The organism is Streptomyces sp. NPDC005262 (assembly GCF_042872425.1).
In the GTDB taxonomy this organism is placed as follows: domain Bacteria; phylum Actinomycetota; class Actinomycetes; order Streptomycetales; family Streptomycetaceae; genus Streptomyces.
On the sequence record NZ_JBIAKK010000002.1, the window covers coordinates 293,444 to 311,041 of the forward strand.

General features: G+C 70.7%; 22 protein-coding genes. 1 reads left to right on the forward strand and 21 read right to left on the reverse strand.

Annotation, left to right across the window (positions count from 1 at the left end):
• Positions 1-51: 51 nt before the first annotated feature.
• The 11 genes from lgt to hisI all read right to left on the reverse strand — a co-directional run bounded on the left by lgt (position 52) and on the right by hisI (position 8,927).
• Positions 52-1,032 (reverse strand): prolipoprotein diacylglyceryl transferase, encoded by a 981-nt coding sequence (gene lgt / locus ACFYP5_RS06500; protein ID WP_389031422.1) that lies wholly within the window; start codon positions 1,030-1,032, stop codon positions 52-54.
• A 108-nt stretch (positions 1,033-1,140) separates the two neighbouring features.
• Positions 1,141-1,968 carry a DsbA family protein gene (locus ACFYP5_RS06505; RefSeq protein WP_389031425.1) on the reverse strand — a complete coding sequence of 276 codons (828 nt, stop codon included), beginning with the start codon at positions 1,966-1,968 and terminating at the stop codon, positions 1,141-1,143.
• Between the two features lie 76 nt (positions 1,969-2,044).
• Positions 2,045-2,857, reverse strand: a complete 813-nt coding sequence (trpA, locus tag ACFYP5_RS06510) for a tryptophan synthase subunit alpha (RefSeq protein WP_389031428.1) — start codon at positions 2,855-2,857, stop codon at positions 2,045-2,047.
• Positions 2,854-4,140, reverse strand: coding sequence for a tryptophan synthase subunit beta (gene trpB / locus ACFYP5_RS06515; RefSeq protein WP_389031430.1), 1,287 nt, complete (start codon positions 4,138-4,140; stop codon positions 2,854-2,856). The genes trpA and trpB overlap by 4 nt, the downstream gene beginning before the upstream one ends.
• A 134-nt stretch (positions 4,141-4,274) precedes the next feature.
• On the reverse strand, positions 4,275-4,475 hold the full coding sequence (gene trpM, locus ACFYP5_RS06520) for a tryptophan biosynthesis modulator TrpM (protein ID WP_267008130.1): 201 nt from the start codon (positions 4,473-4,475) through the stop codon (positions 4,275-4,277).
• 26 nt (positions 4,476-4,501) lie between these two features.
• Positions 4,502-5,311 (reverse strand): indole-3-glycerol phosphate synthase TrpC, encoded by an 810-nt coding sequence (gene trpC / locus ACFYP5_RS06525; RefSeq protein ID WP_389031432.1) that lies wholly within the window; start codon positions 5,309-5,311, stop codon positions 4,502-4,504.
• A 115-nt stretch (positions 5,312-5,426) separates the two neighbouring features.
• Positions 5,427-5,909, reverse strand: a complete 483-nt coding sequence (locus ACFYP5_RS06530; RefSeq protein ID WP_389031434.1) for a DUF2752 domain-containing protein — start codon at positions 5,907-5,909, stop codon at positions 5,427-5,429.
• Between the two features lie 76 nt (positions 5,910-5,985).
• Entirely contained in the window at positions 5,986-6,237 is a 252-nt protein-coding gene (locus ACFYP5_RS06535) for an HGxxPAAW family protein (RefSeq protein ID WP_030972817.1), read from the reverse strand.
• Positions 6,238-6,373: 136 nt separating this feature from the next.
• The gene (locus ACFYP5_RS06540) at positions 6,374-7,033 is read right to left on the reverse strand and encodes a TIGR02234 family membrane protein (protein WP_389031437.1); all 660 of its coding nucleotides are present in this window, start codon (positions 7,031-7,033) and stop codon (positions 6,374-6,376) included.
• Between the two features lie 14 nt (positions 7,034-7,047).
• Positions 7,048-8,535 carry an anthranilate synthase component I gene (locus ACFYP5_RS06545; protein WP_389031440.1) on the reverse strand — a complete coding sequence of 496 codons (1,488 nt, stop codon included), beginning with the start codon at positions 8,533-8,535 and terminating at the stop codon, positions 7,048-7,050.
• 11 nt (positions 8,536-8,546) lie between these two features.
• Positions 8,547-8,927: a phosphoribosyl-AMP cyclohydrolase gene (gene hisI, locus ACFYP5_RS06550; protein WP_030919455.1), complete on the reverse strand. Its 381-nt coding sequence runs from the start codon at positions 8,925-8,927 to the stop codon at positions 8,547-8,549.
• 84 nt (positions 8,928-9,011) lie between these two features.
• Here hisI and ACFYP5_RS06555 point away from each other — a divergent pair, with 84 nt between their 5' ends.
• Entirely contained in the window at positions 9,012-9,644 is a 633-nt protein-coding gene (locus ACFYP5_RS06555) for a TIGR03085 family metal-binding protein (RefSeq protein ID WP_389031443.1), read from the forward strand.
• 17 nt (positions 9,645-9,661) lie between these two features.
• Here ACFYP5_RS06555 and ACFYP5_RS06560 read toward each other — a convergent pair whose 3' ends face one another.
• From ACFYP5_RS06560 to hisD, 10 genes are all read right to left on the reverse strand, one after another.
• On the reverse strand, positions 9,662-10,906 hold the full coding sequence (locus ACFYP5_RS06560) for an MFS transporter (protein ID WP_389031446.1): 1,245 nt from the start codon (positions 10,904-10,906) through the stop codon (positions 9,662-9,664).
• Between the two features lie 26 nt (positions 10,907-10,932).
• Positions 10,933-11,520, reverse strand: coding sequence for an ArsR/SmtB family transcription factor (locus ACFYP5_RS06565; protein WP_389031449.1), 588 nt, complete (start codon positions 11,518-11,520; stop codon positions 10,933-10,935).
• A gap of 166 nt (positions 11,521-11,686) precedes the next feature.
• A complete protein-coding gene (gene hisF / locus ACFYP5_RS06570; RefSeq protein ID WP_383958887.1) occupies positions 11,687-12,442 on the reverse strand; it encodes an imidazole glycerol phosphate synthase subunit HisF in 756 nt (251 codons plus the stop codon).
• Positions 12,439-12,837, reverse strand: coding sequence for a RidA family protein (locus ACFYP5_RS06575; RefSeq protein ID WP_030919442.1), 399 nt, complete (start codon positions 12,835-12,837; stop codon positions 12,439-12,441). Before ACFYP5_RS06575 ends, hisF begins: the two co-directional genes overlap by 4 nt.
• Positions 12,834-13,562 carry a bifunctional 1-(5-phosphoribosyl)-5-((5-phosphoribosylamino)methylideneamino)imidazole-4-carboxamide isomerase/phosphoribosylanthranilate isomerase PriA gene (priA, locus tag ACFYP5_RS06580; protein WP_326631047.1) on the reverse strand — a complete coding sequence of 243 codons (729 nt, stop codon included), beginning with the start codon at positions 13,560-13,562 and terminating at the stop codon, positions 12,834-12,836. Before priA ends, ACFYP5_RS06575 begins: the two co-directional genes overlap by 4 nt.
• Positions 13,562-14,203: an imidazole glycerol phosphate synthase subunit HisH gene (hisH, locus tag ACFYP5_RS06585; RefSeq protein ID WP_389031453.1), complete on the reverse strand. Its 642-nt coding sequence runs from the start codon at positions 14,201-14,203 to the stop codon at positions 13,562-13,564. Before hisH ends, priA begins: the two co-directional genes overlap by 1 nt.
• 11 nt (positions 14,204-14,214) lie before the next feature.
• Positions 14,215-14,382, reverse strand: a complete 168-nt coding sequence (locus tag ACFYP5_RS06590; protein WP_267005650.1) for a hypothetical protein — start codon at positions 14,380-14,382, stop codon at positions 14,215-14,217.
• On the reverse strand, positions 14,379-14,975 hold the full coding sequence (gene hisB, locus ACFYP5_RS06595) for an imidazoleglycerol-phosphate dehydratase HisB (RefSeq protein ID WP_389031456.1): 597 nt from the start codon (positions 14,973-14,975) through the stop codon (positions 14,379-14,381). Before hisB ends, ACFYP5_RS06590 begins: the two co-directional genes overlap by 4 nt.
• On the reverse strand, positions 14,972-16,093 hold the full coding sequence (locus ACFYP5_RS06600; protein WP_389031458.1) for a histidinol-phosphate transaminase: 1,122 nt from the start codon (positions 16,091-16,093) through the stop codon (positions 14,972-14,974). The genes hisB and ACFYP5_RS06600 overlap by 4 nt, the downstream gene beginning before the upstream one ends.
• Complete coding sequence (hisD, locus tag ACFYP5_RS06605; protein ID WP_389031460.1) at positions 16,090-17,439, reverse strand: histidinol dehydrogenase; 1,350 nt, start codon at positions 17,437-17,439, stop codon at positions 16,090-16,092. Before hisD ends, ACFYP5_RS06600 begins: the two co-directional genes overlap by 4 nt.
• Positions 17,440-17,598: the final 159 nt, after the last annotated feature.

A 17,598-nucleotide genomic window follows, 5' to 3' on the forward strand; every position in this document is an offset into this window, starting at 1 on the left:
GGCGAGGGGCCCGAACCGTCCGGTTCGGGCCCCTCGTACGAGTGGGTGGCGTCAGCCGTTCTTCGCCGCTTCCGCGGTGCCGTTCTTCCCCGGCGCCCGAGCCTCGTCGTCGCGCTCGGCGCCACTGTCGGCCTGCGAGCCCGAGTCCGCGTCCTGCGCGCCCTCGTCCGCAGCCTCGGCGCCCTCGTCCGCAGCCTCCACGCCCTCGGCGGCCTCCGTGGCCCCCGGCTCGACGATCTCCTCGCGCCCCGGCCGCACCTTCGACGAGATCACGATGTAGGTCACCGCCAGGACGAAGACGATCACCGCGGTCCACACGTTCAGGCGCAGGCCCAGAATGTGGTGGGCCTCGTCGACCCGCATGTACTCGATCCACGCCCGCCCCGTGCAGTACGCCGCGACGTACAGCGCGAACGCCCGCCCGTGTCCGAGCTTGAAGCGGCGGTCCGCCCAGATCACCAGCAGCGCGACGCCCACGCACCACAGCGACTCGTACAGGAACGTGGGGTGGTACGTGCCTGCGACCCGGTTGGGGCCTTCGCTGATCTTCAGGGCCCACGGCAGATCCGTCGACTTGCCGTACAGCTCCTGGTTGAACCAGTTGCCCCAGCGGCCGATCGCCTGGGCGAAGGCGATGCCGGGGGCGAGCGCGTCGGCCCAGGCGGGCAGCGGGATCCCGCGGCGGCGGCAGCCGATCCACGCACCGACCGCACCGAGCGCGATCGCACCCCAGATGCCGAGGCCGCCCTGCCAGATCTTGAAGGCGTCGACCCAGTTCTCGCCGTCGCTGAAGTACAGCTGGTAGTCGGTGATGACGTGGTAGAGCCGGCCTCCGACGAGGCCGAAGGGCACGGCCCAGACGGCGATGTCGGCCACTGTGCCGGTTCTGCCGCCCCGGGCGATCCAGCGCTTGTTGCCGAACCAGACGGCGACAAACACACCGATGATGATGCAGAACGCGTAGCCGCGGAGCGGGATCGGTCCGAGATCGATCACGCCGGTCGACGGGCTGGGAATGTAGGCAAGGTCCATGGCAAGGTCGACGCTACCCTGCCGGGCGGGACGTACGGCAACCCGCCCGACAACGTCTGGGTAACGAGCCGGTCATCGGATCCCCGCCCTGGCAGGCCCCGGTCCGGGTCAGGAACCGGTCGGCGAAGGGGTGACCTTCGCCGGCTGCTTCCCCTTGTTCGCCTCGGTGACCCACTTCCTCAGGTTGGCCACGGTGATCGGTTCGTTCCCCTTCTTCGGGAAGATCGATTCGCCGTTGAGCAGTGCGGTCGGCGTGCCCTGGAAGCCGCCGTTCTGGAACGCGGTGTTGGACTTCTTGACCCAGGTGTCGTGCCTGCCGTCCTCCACGCAGCTGCGGAATGCGGGGGTGTCGAGGCCTTCGACCTTGCCCGCCAGCTCGATCAGCTTGCTGCTCTTGCCGAAGGCGTCGTCGGTCTCCGGCGGCTGGTTGCGGTAGAGGACGTCGTGGTACGCGGAGAACTTGCCGACGTTCTGCGCGCAGGCCGCCGCATTGGCCGCGTCCAGCGAGCCGCTGCCGCCGAGATTGCCGTCGATGATCGTGGCCAGGTGGTACTCGACCTTCAGCTGTCCGCTGCTCTCCAGCTGATGGATCGTGTCCCGGAACGCGTTCTCGAACTGCGCGCAGACCGGGCAGCGGAAGTCCTCCCAGACCGTGAGCGTGGACGGGGCATCGCCCGCACCCACCGGGATGGCCAGGTTGTCCTTGCCGGTCGCACCGGACGGCGCGACGACGGGCCCCGCCCCGGTCGCCTTCTCGCCCTTGCCACCCGAATTCGCGGCGATCACGCCGATGACGGCGGCCAGCGCCAGCACACCCACCACGGCGGTGGAGACGATCAGCGTGCGCCGGCGGCGCTCGCGCGCCTTCTCCCGCTCACGCTGCTGCACGAGCCGGTCGCGCGCGGCCCTTTTTCCTTCTTCGTTCTTCTCGCTCACACCCGCAGCAACGAACCGGGGAGGCACGTACGTGCCTCCCCGGTCCCAGGTCCACCCGTTCGGGCGACGCCCGAACTCAGCGCTTTCGAACACCTTCGGCCAGTTCGCCCGCAAGTGAGCGGACTGCGGCCAGTCCGGACTCCTCGTCGGGGGCGTCCAGCATCCGCTTGACGAAGGCCGAGCCGACGATCACTCCGTCGGCGAAGGCGGCGACCTCGGCGGCCTGCTCGGCGTTGGAGACGCCCAGACCGACGCAGACCGGGATCCCGGTGGTGGCACGGGTGCGCCGCACCAGGTCCTGGGCCTGCTCGCCGACCGATTCACGGGTGCCGGTGACGCCCATCAGTGAGGCCGCGTAGACGAAGCCGGAGCCGGCCGCGGTGATGGTGGCGAGGCGCTCGTCCTTGCTGCTCGGCGCGACGACGAAGACGGTCGCGAGACCGTGCTTGTCGGCGTGCTCGCGCCACACGGACGATTCCTGGACCGGCAGGTCGGGCAGGATGCACCCGGCGCCGCCCGCTTCGGCGAGCTCGGCGGTGAAGCGCTCGATGCCGTACCGGTCGATGGGGTTCCAGTACGTCATGACGAGGATCGGGACGCCGGTCGCCTCGTAGGCCTCGCGAACCGTACGCATCACGTCGGCGATCTTCACGCCGCCCCGCAGGGCGATGTCGTCGGCGGTCTGGATGACCGGTCCGTCGAGCACCGGGTCACTGTGCGGCAGGCCCACCTCGACGACGTCGGCGCCACCGGCGACGACGGCCTTGACCGCCTCGATACCGCCGTCGACCGACGGGAACCCGGCCGGCAGGTAGGCGATCAGCGCGGCCCGGTCCTCCGCCTTGGCGGCGGCCAGGGTGGCGCTCAACAGCTCGATGTTGCCGCTCACTTGACGTCCCCCTCGATCTCGGCGCCGTTGTTGTCCGCGTCCGCCTCGACGGTCGCGTCCGTGTCGTACAGCCCGAAGTAACGGGCTGCCGTGTCCATGTCCTTGTCGCCTCGGCCGGACAGGTTGACCAGGAGCAGCGCGTCCTTGCCGAGCTCCTTGCCGACCTCCAGGGCGCCGGCCAGCGCATGGGCGCTCTCGATGGCCGGGATGATCCCCTCGGTACGGGAGAGCAGGCGCAGCGCCTGCATGGCGGCGGCGTCGGTGACCGCGCGGTACTCGCCGCGGCCGATGTCCTTGAGGTACGCGTGCTCCGGGCCGATGCCCGGGTAGTCGAGACCGGCCGAGATGGAGTACGGCTCGGTGATCTGGCCCTCGTCGTCCTGGAGGACGTAGCTGCGCGAGCCGTGCAGGATGCCGGGCTCGCCGGCGGTCAGGGTCGCCGCGTGCTCGCCGGTCTCCACGCCGTGGCCGGCGGGCTCGCAGCCGATCAGCCGGACGTGCGCGTCCGGGATGAACGCGTGGAACAGTCCGATGGCGTTGGAGCCGCCGCCGACACAGGCGATCGCGGCGTCCGGCAGCCGGCCGGTCCGCTCCAGGATCTGCCGGCGGGCCTCGACCCCGATGACACGGTGGAAGTCACGGACCATCGCCGGGAAGGGGTGCGGGCCCGCGACCGTACCGAAGAGGTAGTGCGTGCGGTCGACGTTGGCGACCCAGTCGCGGAACGCCTCGTTGATGGCGTCCTTGAGTGTGCGGGAGCCGGACTTCACGGCGATGACCTCGGCGCCGAGCATCCGCATCCGCGCCACGTTCAGCGCCTGCCGCTCGGTGTCGATCTCGCCCATGTAGATGGTGCATTCGAGACCGAAGAGGGCACAAGCCGTCGCGGTGGCCACACCGTGCTGGCCGGCACCGGTTTCGGCGATGACCCGGGTCTTGCCCATGCGCTTGGTGAGCAGCGCCTGGCCCAGCACATTGTTGATCTTGTGCGAGCCGGTGTGGTTGAGGTCCTCGCGCTTGAGGAAGATCCGGGCACCGCCCGCGTGCTCGGCGAAGCGCGGCACCTCGGTCAGCGCGCTGGGCCGGCCGGTGTAGTTGACCATGAGCTCGTTGAGCTCGGCGGCGAAGGCCGGGTCGGCCTTGGCCTTGTCGTACTCGACGGCGACCTCGTCCACGGCGGCGACGAGCGCCTCCGGGATGAACTTGCCGCCGAACGCACCGAAGTAGCCCTCGGCGCTGGGGATCAGACCCTCGGGGTCCGGAATGAAGAAGTCAGATGACATCCGACGTGCTCCTCGTCATGGCAACGGGTGGGTTCACCGTATGCGTCGTGAGCGAGACGCCGCCGCGACCGAGGGGGTCGGGCGGTGCGGTCGTACGTACGAGAGATGTGGTGCGGGTACGTGGCCGGGGCTCGCTACAGCGCGGTCCCCGGGCGCCATCGCATGCCGTTGACCTGACCGGGCTCGTCTCCGATCACGTACCGCACACGCCGGCCGTGCACCCGGCGCGCGGGGGCGCGGCAGCCACGGGGGCGGCAGCCGCGCGCCAGCGGCGCGTGCGGGTCCCGGGCAGCCGTCACACCGGCGAGGCGCAGGCCTGGCCGGGTGCGGAACACGGGACGGTCGGCGGACACGGTGCGGGTCAGCTCCGTCCGTGCCGCAGGGCCGGGTGGGCGCCCGCGGCGACCAGGTCGGCGACGGCGGCCCGCGGGTCACGGCCGGTGACCAGGGACTCGCCGACGAGCACGGCGTCGGCGCCGGCGTTGGCGTAGGCGATGAGGTCGTGCGGGCCTCGGACGCCGGACTCGGCGACCTTGACGATGGCCGCCGGGATCTCCGGGGCGACGCGCTCGAACGTCGAGCGGTCGACCTTGAGGTCCTTCAGGTTGCGCGCGTTGACACCGATGATCTTCGCTCCGGCGGCCACGGCACGCTCCGCCTCCTCCTCGTCGTGCGCCTCGACCAGCGGCGTCAGACCGATGGACTCGGCGCGCTCGATCAGCGAGACGAGTGCCTCTTGGTCGAGAGCGGCGACGATCAGCAGCGCGAGGTCGGCGCCGTAGGCGCGTGCCTCCCAGAGCTGGTAGGAGGTGACGATGAAGTCCTTGCGCAGGATCGGGATGTCGACCTTGGCGCGAACGGCTTCCAGGTCGGCGAGCGAACCGCCGAAGCGTCGTTCCTCGGTGAGGACGGAGATGACGGACGCGCCACCGGCCTCGTAGTCCGCGGCGAGCGCGGCCGGGTCGGCGATCGCGGCCAGGGCCCCCTTGGAGGGGCTGGAGCGCTTGACCTCGCAGATGACGGTCACGCCCTCGCCACGCAGGGCGGCGACTCCGTCCTTGGCCGCCGGAGCGCGCGCCGCGCGCTCCTTGAGCTCGTCGAGGCTGACGCGCGCCTGCCGCTCTGCGAGGTCGGCGCGAACGCCGTCGATGATCTCGTCGAGCACACTCACGCGAGCGGCCCCCTTCCGGGACGGTGATGAGGGAACAGGATCAGCCATCTCGATGGTATCCGCAGGAGGGCCCCGGACTCACATCCGGCTGACGGATGTCCCACTACCTGGGCATTCACGGCGCCAACATCGATCCGAACGGCAGATTCCGGACGACGGCGAAGATCAGGAGCACGGCGCCGATCCCCCACCAGTAGACCGCCGGCAGATTGATCCGAAGGGGCAGTCCCCTGCTCGCGCGGACCATCCAGACCAGCCACACGACGGCGAAGATCGCGTAACCGACGACAGCAAGGGCGTTGGAGCCCAAGGCCGCGGCGATATCCCCGTGCGCGACGGCGTGGGCGCTGCGCAGTCCGCCGCAGCCCGGGCAGTACAGGCCGGTGAACCGGAGCAACGGGCAGACCGGGTAGTGGCCCGGCTGGTTGGGGTCGACGGCGCCGACGTAGCCGAACGCCGCGACGACGGCGGTCATCACCCCGAGGGGGGTGGCAAGCCGTCGGACGGCCGACCGGGGCACCGGCGCGGGCGGAAAGACCGGCCCGGACGGGTGACCGTGCGGGCCCGGTGCGGCGGCGGGAGAAGGAGAGGCGTCCACGCGGTGATTGTCCCCGGTCACGCGGAAAGGCGCAGCCCGGTCCGGGCTGCGCCTCGCACGATGGGTCCGACCGGGGTCAGGAGGAGACCTGGGCCTGTCCGGCCCGCGCCCTGGCTGCGGCCATCTCGGCCGACTCCTTCGGCATGCCGAGGCCTGCGGCCTTCATCGCGAGACCGACGAGCCCACCGATGAAGATGACCGCGATACCGGCCCAGAAGCCGAGCGGGTTGGCCGCGACCATGAAGACGCCTGCGATGCAGAAGCCGATGAACGAGATGATGACACCGGTCCAGGCGGCCGGGGTGTGTCCGTGGCTGCTGCCCGCCATGAGTTGCTCCTCGTTGGTGTTGCGCTGTTGGTATCGCTGTACGCAAAGCTGGTGCCGCTGTGATGTGCTGCGCTGCCGCTGTGCAGAAAGCTCACCACCATTGTCCCGTACGTGCGGGTACGACGTGAGCTGGGGGTCATACCTCGTGCGTCGGGTCCTCGCCGCGGTCCAGGGCCTTCCACAGGTCCTCGGGCCGGTCCGGGTCCGGAACGGCGCGGGGGGCCTTGCGGGGCCGCGGGGTGCCGTCGCGTTCGTACCGTCCCGACATGGTCGGCCACAGCTTCCCGTACCGCAGGGCGAGCAGCCCGGCGAGGAGTATCAGCAGGCCGCCGACGGCGGTGACGTACGGCCACGCGGTGTGGCTGAGGGCATCGATGGTGGCGGAGGCGTCGCCGGTGGTCTGCGCCGCCTTCTCGTCGAGGGCCGAGCTGTCGGAGGCGCCGAGGTAGGCGCTGACACCGGCCCCGAGACCGCTGAGGGCGAGCAGCCCGGCAACGAGCAGCCGGCCTGCGCTGCGGACGGCGAAGACGGCGACGAGGGCGGCCAGGCCGACGATGGCGAGGGCCGCCGGGAGACCGGTGACGTCCTGGCCGTCGGCGGTCAGCGGAAGGGAGCCGCCGCCGACGGCGGCCTTGCCCTCCGCCCAGGTCTGACCGGAGGCGAGGAGCACGACGGTGGCGCCGACCGCCCCGAGAAGCAGGCCGGCGGCCAGGCTGCGGCGGCTTCCCGTGGCGTCGGGCGCGGTGGCGGCTTGGGCACGGGGCTGGGGTACGGGGACAGCACTCACGTACTCCACTATCCCTTACCTCGTCAGCGTTCGTGGAGGCGGTTGGCGGTATGGACGGCGCGCAGGACCGCGGCGGCCTTGTTGCGGCACTCGGTGTCCTCGGCGACCGGGTCGGAGTCGGCGACGATTCCCGCCCCGGCCTGGACGTATGCCGTGCCGTCCCGCAGCAGCGCCGTACGGATGGCGATGGCGGTGTCCGAGTCCCCGGCGAAGTCCAGGTAGCCGACGCAGCCGCCGTACAGTCCGCGGCGGGTGGGTTCGAGCTCCTCGATGATCTGCATGGCGCGGGGCTTGGGGGCGCCGGAGAGGGTGCCGGCCGGGAAGCAGGCGGTGAGGACGTCGAAGGCGGTACGGCCTTCGGCGACGCGGCCGGTGACGGTGGAGACGATGTGCATGACGTGCGAGTACCGCTCGATCGACATGAAGTCGACGACCTCGACGCTGCCGGGCACACAGACCCGGCCCAGGTCGTTGCGGCCGAGGTCGACGAGCATCAGGTGCTCGGCGCGTTCCTTCGGGTCGGCGAGGAGCTCGTCGGCGAGGGCCTGGTCCTCCTGCGGGGTGAGGCCGCGGGGCCGGGTTCCGGCGATCGGGTGGACCATGGCGCGCCCGTCCTCGACCTTGACGAGGGCTTCCGGGCTGGAGCCCACGACGTCGAAGCCGTCGAACCGGAAGAGGTACATGTACGGCGACGGATTGGTGGCGCGCAGCACCCGGTAGACGTCCAACGCACCGGCCGTGCACGGGGTCTCGAAGCGCTGGGAAGGGACGACCTGGAACGCTTCGCCGGCCCTGATCCGCTCCTTCACGTCCTCGACGGCGTCCTGGAAGGCCTGGCCGCCCCAGAGTGCGCTGTACGGCGGGAGTTCGGACGGCGGGAGGGTGGCGGGGGCGCTCTCGACCGGGCGGGAGAGATCGGCCTCCATCGCGTCGAGGCGGGCGACGGCGTCGGCGTACGCCTCGTCGACGCCGGTCTCCAGATCGTTGTGGTTGATCGCGTTGGCGATCAACAGGACGCTGCCGTCCCAGTGGTCGAGGACGGCGAGGTCCGAGGTGAGCAGCATGGTCAGCTCGGGGAGCTTCAGGTCGTCGCCACCGTGCTCGCCGATCCTCTCCAGCCTGCGCACGATGTCGTAACCCAGATAGCCGACCATGCCGCCGGTGAAGGGCGGCATTCCGGAGTGCAGGTCGCGCGGGGTGTGCAGGGCGTCGATGGTGGCGCGCAGAGCCACCAGCGGGTCGCCGTCGACGGGGACGCCGACGGGCGGGGTGCCGAGCCAGTGGGCCCGGCCGTCGCGGGTGGTGAGGGTGGCGGCGCTGCGTACCCCGATGAAGGAGTAGCGGGACCAGGTGCGGCCGTTCTCCGCGGATTCGAGGAGGAACGTGCCGGTGCGCTCGCCCGCGAGCTTGCGGTAGAGCGCGACCGGGGTGTCGCTGTCCGCGAGGAGCCGGCGGCTGACGGGGATGACACGCCGGTCGGCGGCCAGCTTGCGGAAGGTCTCGAGATCCATGGCGGCTGACCCTACTGCCCGAGCGGGAGTACGTCGGCGTCGAAGCAGGTGCGGTCACCGGTGTGACAGGCGGCACCCGTCTGGTCGACCTTGACGAGGACGGTGTCCGCGTCGCAGTCGAGGGCGACGGACTTGACCAGCTGGATGTGGCCGGAGGTGTCGCCCTTGACCCAGTACTCCTGACGGCTGCGGGACCAGTAGGTGCAGCGGCCGGTCGTCAGGGTGCGGTGCAGCGCCTCGTCGTCCATCCAGCCGAGCATCAGCACCTCACCGGTGTCGTACTGCTGGGCGATGGCCGGAACCAGACCGTCGGCGCCGCGCTTGAGGCGGGCGGCGACGGCGGGGTCCAGGCTGCTGGCGGGCGGGGTACTGGGCGCGGGCGTGCTGGTCATGTGCCCATTGTGCCGTGGCCCCGGAAGCCGTCCGGCAGGACGTCCACTGGGCGGACCGCGGACGCCGGTCGTACCCTGGCCAGCATGTCGACCCATGCAAAGCGTGAACGACTTCTGCTCGCCGACCTGTTGGAGGCGGCGGGCCCCGAAGCCCCGACCCTGTGCCAGGGCTGGACGACCCGCGACCTCGCCGCCCATGTGGTGGTACGCGAGCGCAGGCCCGACGCGGCGGCCGGGGTGGTGCTGAGCCCGCTGAAGAGCCGGCTCGACCGAGTGCAGTCCGAATTCGCCGAGAAGCCGTACGAGGAGCTGATCCAGCTCATCCGTACGGGACCGCCCCGGATGTCACCGTTCGGGCTGAAGCAGCTGGACGAGGCGGCCAACACCGTGGAGTTCTACATCCACGCGGAGGACGTGCGCCGGGCACAGCCCGACTGGTCGCAGCGGGACCTGGACCCGGTCTTCGCCGACGCCCTGTGGTCACGCATGGAGAAGGCCGCGCGGCTGATGGGGCGCAAGGCGCCGGTGGGGCTAGTGCTGCGTCGCCCGGACGGACAGACGGCCGTGGCGCACAAGGGCACTCCGGTGGTGACGGTGACCGGGGAGCCGGGCGAGCTGCTGCTCTTCGCGTCGGGGCGGCAGGATGCGGCGCGGGTGGAAGTGGAGGGCGACAAGGAGGCGGTGGCCCGGGTGAGCACGGCCGAGCTGGGCATGTAGGGCCCCGCGGGGCCGGGTCAGCGCGGGAGTTCCGCGCGGCGCAGCCGGGTGACGATCAGACCGGTCACGGCCCCTGCCCCGCCCAGCGCCGCGCCGGCGGCGAAGACCGGCGCGGTCCCCCAGGTGGCGACGGCCGCGCCGGTCACCGGGTAGCTGAGTGGTGCGATCGCATGGGTGAAGAGCGTCGAGACCGAGGTGACCCGCCCCAGATAGCCGGGATCGGTGGCGGATTGCATCAGCGCCCCGCACAGCGCCCCGCCCAGTCCGGCGAAGAGCCCGACCGCGGCGCCGGTCGCGGCTGCCAGCGGCAACGACGGGACGTACGCGAGGGCCCCGGCGGCGACCGCCCCGACGAGCACGGTCAGGCACATGATCAGCCCGGCGCGGGGCAGCCGCCCGCGGACCGCGAGCAGCAGGGCCGCGGCGCCGGCGCCGATACCGAAGGCGGCTACGATCCAGCCCATGCCGGAGGCGCCCCAGCCGCGTTCTTTCGCGAGCAGGATCAGCCCGAGGTTGAGCGGGCCCGCGAAACCCAGCTCGCTGACGGCGAGGACGAGCACGAGCGGCCCGAGCAGTGGATGGCGCCGGATGTGACGCACCCCGTCGGCCAGTTCGCGCCACGCGGTGCCGGGAGATTCGGCACCCTCCTGGTCGGGCAGGGGCGCGATCCGTACGAGGACGAGCAGAGGCAGTGAGACGGCGAAGAGCACCCCGGCCGCGGCGAATGCGAGCACGGGCCCGCCGAGGGCCACCGCGACCCCGCCCAGCGGTGCGCCGACCACATTGGCGGTACGGGTGGCGAGTCCGCGCAGCCCCTGGATCCGGGCCAGCTGTCCGGCGGTCGTGATCCTGGGCGGCAGAGCTCCCACGGCGGGCAGGAAGAGCGCGTCGACCGCGCCGAAGACGAGCGCGACAGCGATCAGCATCCACAGGCCGGGCGAGGTGAACATCAGCGTGCCGGCCAGGCCCAGGACGACCAGGCAGCGCGCGGCGTCGCTGCCTATGACGAGACGCCGGGGCCCGAACCGGTCTGCCAGGACTCCCCCGCCGAGCATCAGCACGGCCCGGGGCACGGATCCGGCGGCGAGGACGAATCCGGCCTGCGAAGCGGTGCCGGTGCGGGTGGCCGCCCAGGCGAGCGCCATGTAGTAGACGCTGTCGCCGACCATCGACGCGGTGTACGCGCCGAGCCAGCGCAGGACGTTGCCGTCGCGGTGGGCGGGGCGCTCGGGAGCTCTCGTGGCCGTGACGGTGACACTCATGAGGGTCGTCCTCTCGGGTGGCCGGCTCAGGTGCGGAACGGGAATGCGTACAGGTGCATGGCGACGTTCTCGCGCCCTTCGGTGTCCCCCGCCTCGTCGCGGGCCCGGCCGGCCTCCTCGTACCGGTCGATCACCTGGTGCACCTCTCGGTTGAGCGCGGCCAGTTCGTCGGCGGTGAGCCGGGCCAGGTACTCGGAGCTGGAGGCGGCGCTGCGCCATTGCGGCGACCAGCTCTGGGCCGAGTCGAGGTAACGCCGGTACAGCTCGATGTGCTGGTCGAAGGAGAGCCTGCCGACGGCGGCATGCGTGGCGACCTTCTCGGGCGCGTCGCTGAAGTCTTCGTCGTGGAAGTTCAGCCCCTTCGACGCGGGCTGCCACCAGCGCTCGCGGCCGTCCTTGCCCTGCTGCTCGGCCTCCTCGATCAGGCCGTGGTCGGCGAGCTTGCGCAGGTGGTAGCTGACCAGTGAGACCGCTTCGTCGACCAGCTCGGCGAGCTGGGAGGCGGTGGCGGTCCGGGAGATGTAGAGCGCTCGGTACAGCTTCATCCGCAGGGGGTGCCCGAACGCCTTCAAGGTCTCCAGATCCGAGACCCGGCGCGGTTCATTGCTTGCCATGCCCACACCGTAGACAGGAAAGAAAACTTGCACAATATTTATTGCGCAATAAAAGTTGCGCGGTTTCCCGCATGACTGCCGCGATCGGACAGGTGACGGACCGCAGAACGCCGATCGCCGGACGGAACCGCGTATCGGGTCCGTCCGGCGATCGATGACTCCGCGGTCAGCGGACCGGGTGCCCGGCCTCCCGCAGTGCGCCCTTGACCTCGGAGATCCTCAGATCACCGAAGTGGAAGACGGACGCGGCCAGCACCGCGTCGGCGCCCGCCGCGATGGCCGGCGCGAAGTCCGCGAGACGGCCCGCGCCACCGGAGGCGATGACCGGGACGGTCACATGCTCCCGGACCGCCGCGATCATCTCGGTGTCGTAACCGTCCTTCGTGCCGTCCGCGTCCATCGAGTTGAGCAGGATCTCGCCCGCACCCAGCTCGGCGGCGCGGTGCGCCCACTCGACGGCGTCGATGCCGGTGCCCCTGCGGCCGCCGTGCGTGGTGACCTCGAAGGTGCCTTCAGGGGTGCGGCGCGCGTCCACCGACAGCACGAGGACCTGTCGGCCGAACCGCTCGGCGATCTCCCGGATGAGGTCCGGGCGGGCGATGGCCGCGGTGTTCACGCCGACCTTGTCGGCGCCGGCCCGAAGCAACTTGTCGACATCGTCGGCGGTGCGGACGCCGCCGCCCACGGTGAGCGGGATGAAGACCTGCTCGGCGGTGCGGCGCACCACGTCGTAGGTCGTCTCCCGGTCGCCGCTGGACGCGGTGATGTCGAGGAAGGTCAGCTCGTCGGCGCCCTCGGCGTCGTACAGCTTCGCCATCTCGACGGGGTCACCCGCGTCGCGCAGGTTCTGGAAGTTGACGCCCTTGACGACCCGGCCGTTGTCGACGTCCAGACACGGGATGACTCGTACCGCGAGACTCATTGCGCACCTGCCCGGTAGGCCTCGATCTCGACCTCGACGACCAGGCTGGGGTCGACGAAGCCGGACACGATGATCATGGAAGCGGCGGGGCGGACGTCGTCGAACAGCTCCTTGTGGGCGCGGCCGACCTCGTCCACGTCCCGGGCGTGCGTGATGTACATCCGGGTACGGACGACGTCCTCACGGCCGAGTCCCACCTGCTTCAGCGCGTCGAAGGCGACGTTGAAGGAGGCGACGGCCTGCTCGTACGGGCCGCCCGCGGAGATCTGCCCCTTGACCACGGATGTGCAACCGGCCACCAGGACGAGCCCGTTGGACAGCTCCACCGCTCGGGAGTAGCCGAACTTCTCCTCCCAGGGGGCCCCGGAGGAGACACGGCGGACGGAGTCGGTCATGCGGAGACCACCTGCAGCGCCTCCTCCAGGGTGAACGCCTTCGCGTACAGCGCCTTGCCCACGATCGCACCCTCGACCCCGTCGGGCACGAGCGAGGCGATCGCCCGCAGGTCGTCCAGCGAGGAGACACCGCCGGAGGCGACGACGGGCTTGTCGGTGGCGGCGCAGACGTTCTTCAGAAGCTCCAGGTTGGGGCCCTGGAGCGTGCCGTCCTTGGCGATGTCGGTGACGACGTAGCGGGCGCAGCCCTCGGAGTCGAGGCGGGCGAGCGTCTCGTAGAGGTCGCCGCCGTCGCGGGTCCAGCCGCGGCCGCGGAGCGTCGTGCCCCGGACGTCGAGGCCGACGGCGATCTTGTCGCCGTACTCGGCGATGACCTTCGCGACCCACTCCGGGGTCTCCAGTGCGGCGGTGCCGAGGTTGACCCGGGTGCAGCCGGTGGCGAGGGCCGCGGCCAGCGAGGCGTCGTCACGGATGCCACCGGACAGCTCGACCTTGATGTCCATGGAGCGGGCGACCTCGGCGATCTGCGCCCGGTTGTCACCGGTGCCGAACGCGGCGTCCAGGTCGACGAGATGCAGCCATTCGGCGCCGGCCTGCTGCCAGGCGAGGGCGGCCTGCAGGGGGTCGCCGTACGAGGTCTCGGAGCCGGACTCGCCGTGCACGAGGCGGACGGCCTGCCCGTCGCGGACGTCGACGGCGGGGAGGAGCTCAAGCTTGGTGGACATCAGAGTGTTCCGATCCAGTTGGTCAGCAGCTGGGCGCCGGCATCGCCGGACTTCTCGGGGTGGAACTGGGTGGCCCACAGGGCGCCGTTCTCCACTGCGGCGACGAATGGCTCGCCGTGGGTGGCCCAGGTGACCCGCGGAGCCCGGATCCTGGCGTTGGTGACTTCGAGGCTCCAGTCGTGCACGGCGTAGGAGTGCACGAAATAGAACCGTGCCTCGGGGTCGAGACCGGCGAAGAGTTCGGAGTCCTCAGGGGACCGCACGGTGTTCCAGCCCATGTGCGGGACGATCGGGGCCTGCAGCGGGGCGACGGTACCGGGCCACTCGTCGAGGCCCTCCGTCTCCACGCCGTGCTCGATCCCGCGCTCGAAGAGGATCTGCATGCCGACACAGATGCCCATCACGGGCCGGCCACCGGAGAGCCTGCGGCCGATGATCCATTCGCCGCGGGCCTTCTTCAGCCCCTCCATGCAGGCGGAGAACGCGCCGACACCGGGCACCAGCAGCCCGTCGGCATTCATCGCCTTCTCGTAGTCGCGGGTGATCTCGACGTCCGCGCCGACGTGGGCGAGGGCGCGCTCGGCGGAACGGACGTTGCCGAAGCCGTAGTCGAAGACGACGACCTTCTTCTGGTCACTCACAGGTCGCTCCCTCAGTCCCAGAGTCCCTGGATCCGCATGACGCCTGCGACCAGGCACATCACGGAGGCGATCCCGAGCAGCACGATGAGGCCCTTGGGCATCTTCTGCTTCGAGAAGGAGTAGACGCCGCCGGCCAGGAAGAGGCCGACGACGATCAGCACGGTGTTGAGGCCGGTCACAGCGCGCCCTTCGTGGAGGGGAGGATTCCGGCAGCGCGCGGGTCATGCTCACAGGCGTACCGCAGGGCGCGGGCGAGCGCCTTGAACTGGCACTCCACGATGTGGTGGGCGTTGCGGCCGTACGGGACGTGGACGTGCAAGGCGATCTGCGCCTGGGCGACGAACGACTCCAGGATGTGCCGGGTCATCGTCGTGTCGTAGGAGCCGATCATCGGCGCGATGTTCTCCGGCTCGGTGTGCACCAGGTAGGGGCGGCCGGAGAGGTCGACGGTGACCTGGGCGAGCGACTCGTCCAGCGGGACGGTGCAGTTGCCGAAGCGGTAGATGCCGACCTTGTCGCCGAGAGCCTGCTTGAAGGCGGCGCCGAGGGCAAGGGCGGTGTCCTCGATGGTGTGGTGCGTGTCGATGTGCAGGTCGCCTTCGGTCTTCACCGTGAGGTCGAAGAGGCCGTGGCGGCCGAGCTGGTCGAGCATGTGGTCGTAGAAGCCGACCCCGGTCGACACGTCGACCTTGCCGGTGCCGTCGAGGTTGACCTCGACGACTACGGACGTCTCCTTGGTGGTGCGTTCCACGCGGCCTACGCGGGGGCTCATGCGTCGTGCTCCTTCTTGAGTTCGCGTACCGCATCGAGGAACGCGTCGTTCTCTGCCGGGGTTCCTGCGGAGACCCGCAGCCATCCCGGTACGCCGTTGTCCCGGACCAGGACGCCCCGGTCGAGGATCTGCTGCCAGGCGGTGTGGCTGTCGGCGAAGCGGCCGAACTGGACGAAGTTGGCGTCCGAGTCCGTCACGTCGAAGCCGAGGGCGCGCAGTTCGGTGACGATCCGGTCGCGCTCGCTCTTCAGCTGGGCGACGTACCCGAGGAGCGTATCGGTGTGCTCCAGGGCGGCGAGCGCGGTGGCCTGGGTGACGGAGGACAGGTGGTACGGCAGCCGCACCAGCTGCACGGCGTCCACGACCGCCGGGTCGGCGGCGAGGTAGCCGAGCCGCAGTCCGGCGGCACCGAACGCCTTCGACATGGTGCGCGAGAGCACCATGTTGGGCCGGCCCTCGATCAGCGGCAGCAGCGAGGGGTGGTGACTGAATTCGCCGTACGCCTCGTCGACCACGACCATCGAGGGCCTCGCCGCCTGGGCTGCGTCGTACAGCGTGCGCACGGTCTCGGCGTCGACGGCGGTACCGGTGGGGTTGTTGGGCGAGGTGATGAAGACGATGTCGGGGCGTTGCTCGGCGATGGCCTCACAGGCCGCCGCGACATCGATGGTGAAGTCGTCCTTGCGCGGTCCGGAGATCCACCCGGTGCCGGTCCCCCGGGCGATGAGGGCGTGCATCGAATACGAGGGCTCGAAGCCGATCGCGGTGCGTCCGGGGCCGCCGAAGGTCTGCAGCAGCTGCTGCAGCACCTCGTTGGAGCCGTTCGCCGCCCAGACGTTGCCGAGGGCCACTTCGTACCCGGCGGTGCGGGTGAGATAGCGGGCCAGCTCGGTACGGAGCTCGACGGCGTCGCGGTCGGGGTAGCGGTTGAGGTCGCGGGCGGCCTCACGGACGCGCTCGGCGATCCGGTCGACGAGCGCCTCGGGGAGCGGGTAGGGGTTCTCGTTGGTGTTCAGCCGTACCGCAACGTCGAGCTGCGGGGCGCCGTACGGGGACTGGCCGCGGAGCTCGTCCCGGACCGGAAGATCGTCGATCCGGATCGACTTGCTGTTGGTCACTGCTGCGGAACCTTCCGGCCACTGTTCTCGTCCAGCTCGCCTTCGGCGAAACGGGCCTTGATTGCGGCGCCGTGGGCGGGGAGGTCCTCCGCCTCGGCGAGGGTCACGACGTGGTGGGCGACCTCGGCGAGCGCGTCGCGCGTGTAGTCGACGATGTGGATGCCACGCAGGAAGGACTGCACGGACAGGCCCGAGGAGTGGCAGGCGCAGCCACCGGTCGGCAGGACGTGGTTGGAGCCCGCGCAGTAGTCGCCGAGCGAGACCGGGGCCCACGGGCCGACGAAGACCGCTCCGGCGTTACGGACGCGGTCGGCGACGGCGGCGGCGTCGGTGGTCTGGATCTCCAGGTGCTCCGCGGCGTACGCGTTGACGACCTTGAGACCGTCCTCGAGATCGTTGACCAGGACGATCGCGGACTGGCGGCCGGCCAGCGCGGGTTCGATCCGGTCGGTGACGTGCCGGGTCGCGGCGACCTGCGGCTTCAGCTCGGCCTCGGTGGCGGCGGCCAGCTCCTCGGAGTCGGTGACGAGGACCGCGGCGGCCATCGGGTCGTGCTCGGCCTGGCTGATCAGGTCGGCGGCGATGTGCACCGGGTCGGCGGTGGAGTCGGCGAGGATCGCGATCTCGGTGGGCCCGGCCTCGGCGTCGATGCCGATACGGCCCTTGAGGAGGCGCTTGGCGGCGGCGACATAGATGTTGCCCGGGCCGGTGACGAGGTTCACCGGAAGACATTCGGCCGTTCCGTACGCAAACATCGCGATGGCCTGTGCGCCGCCGGCCGCGTACACCTCGTCGACACCGAGCAGGGCACAGGCGGCGAGGATGGTGGGGTGCGGCAGACCGCCGAACTCCTTCTGCGGCGGGGAGGCGACGGCGATGCCCTCGACCCCCGCCTCCTGGGCCGGTACGACGTTCATGACCACGGACGACGGGTAGACGGAGCGCCCGCCCGGCACATACAGACCGACGCGCTCGACGGGCACCCACTTCTCGGTGACCGTGCCGCCGGGGACGACCTGGGTGGTGTGCGTGGTGCGGCGCTGCTCGTGGTGGACGAGGCGGGCGCGGCGGATCGACTCCTCGAGGGCGGCCCGTACGGCGGGATCCAGCCGCTCCAGCGCATCGGCGATCGCCGGGGCCGGGACCCGGACCGAGTCGATCCGTACGCCGTCGAATTTCTCCCCCCACTCGATCACTGCCGCTGAGCCACGATGGCGTACGTCCTCGCAGATGGGGCGCACCGTCTCCAGTGCGGCCTCCACGTCGAACTCGGCTCGGGGCAGCAGGTCGCGCAGGTCGCCGCCCTCGGGGAGGGCACCGCCGCGCAGATCGATTCGAGAGATCACACCGCAATTCTCTCAGACCGCCATCGGCGGCAGTTCGCCCGTATCACTGACTGATACATGTCCCGGCGGTCACAGCCGACTACTCCCGGCCACTGCTGACCACCGGCGTTCACGGCGTCACACAGAGGGAACAGAGAGGGGATAACAACTGCAAGCAGA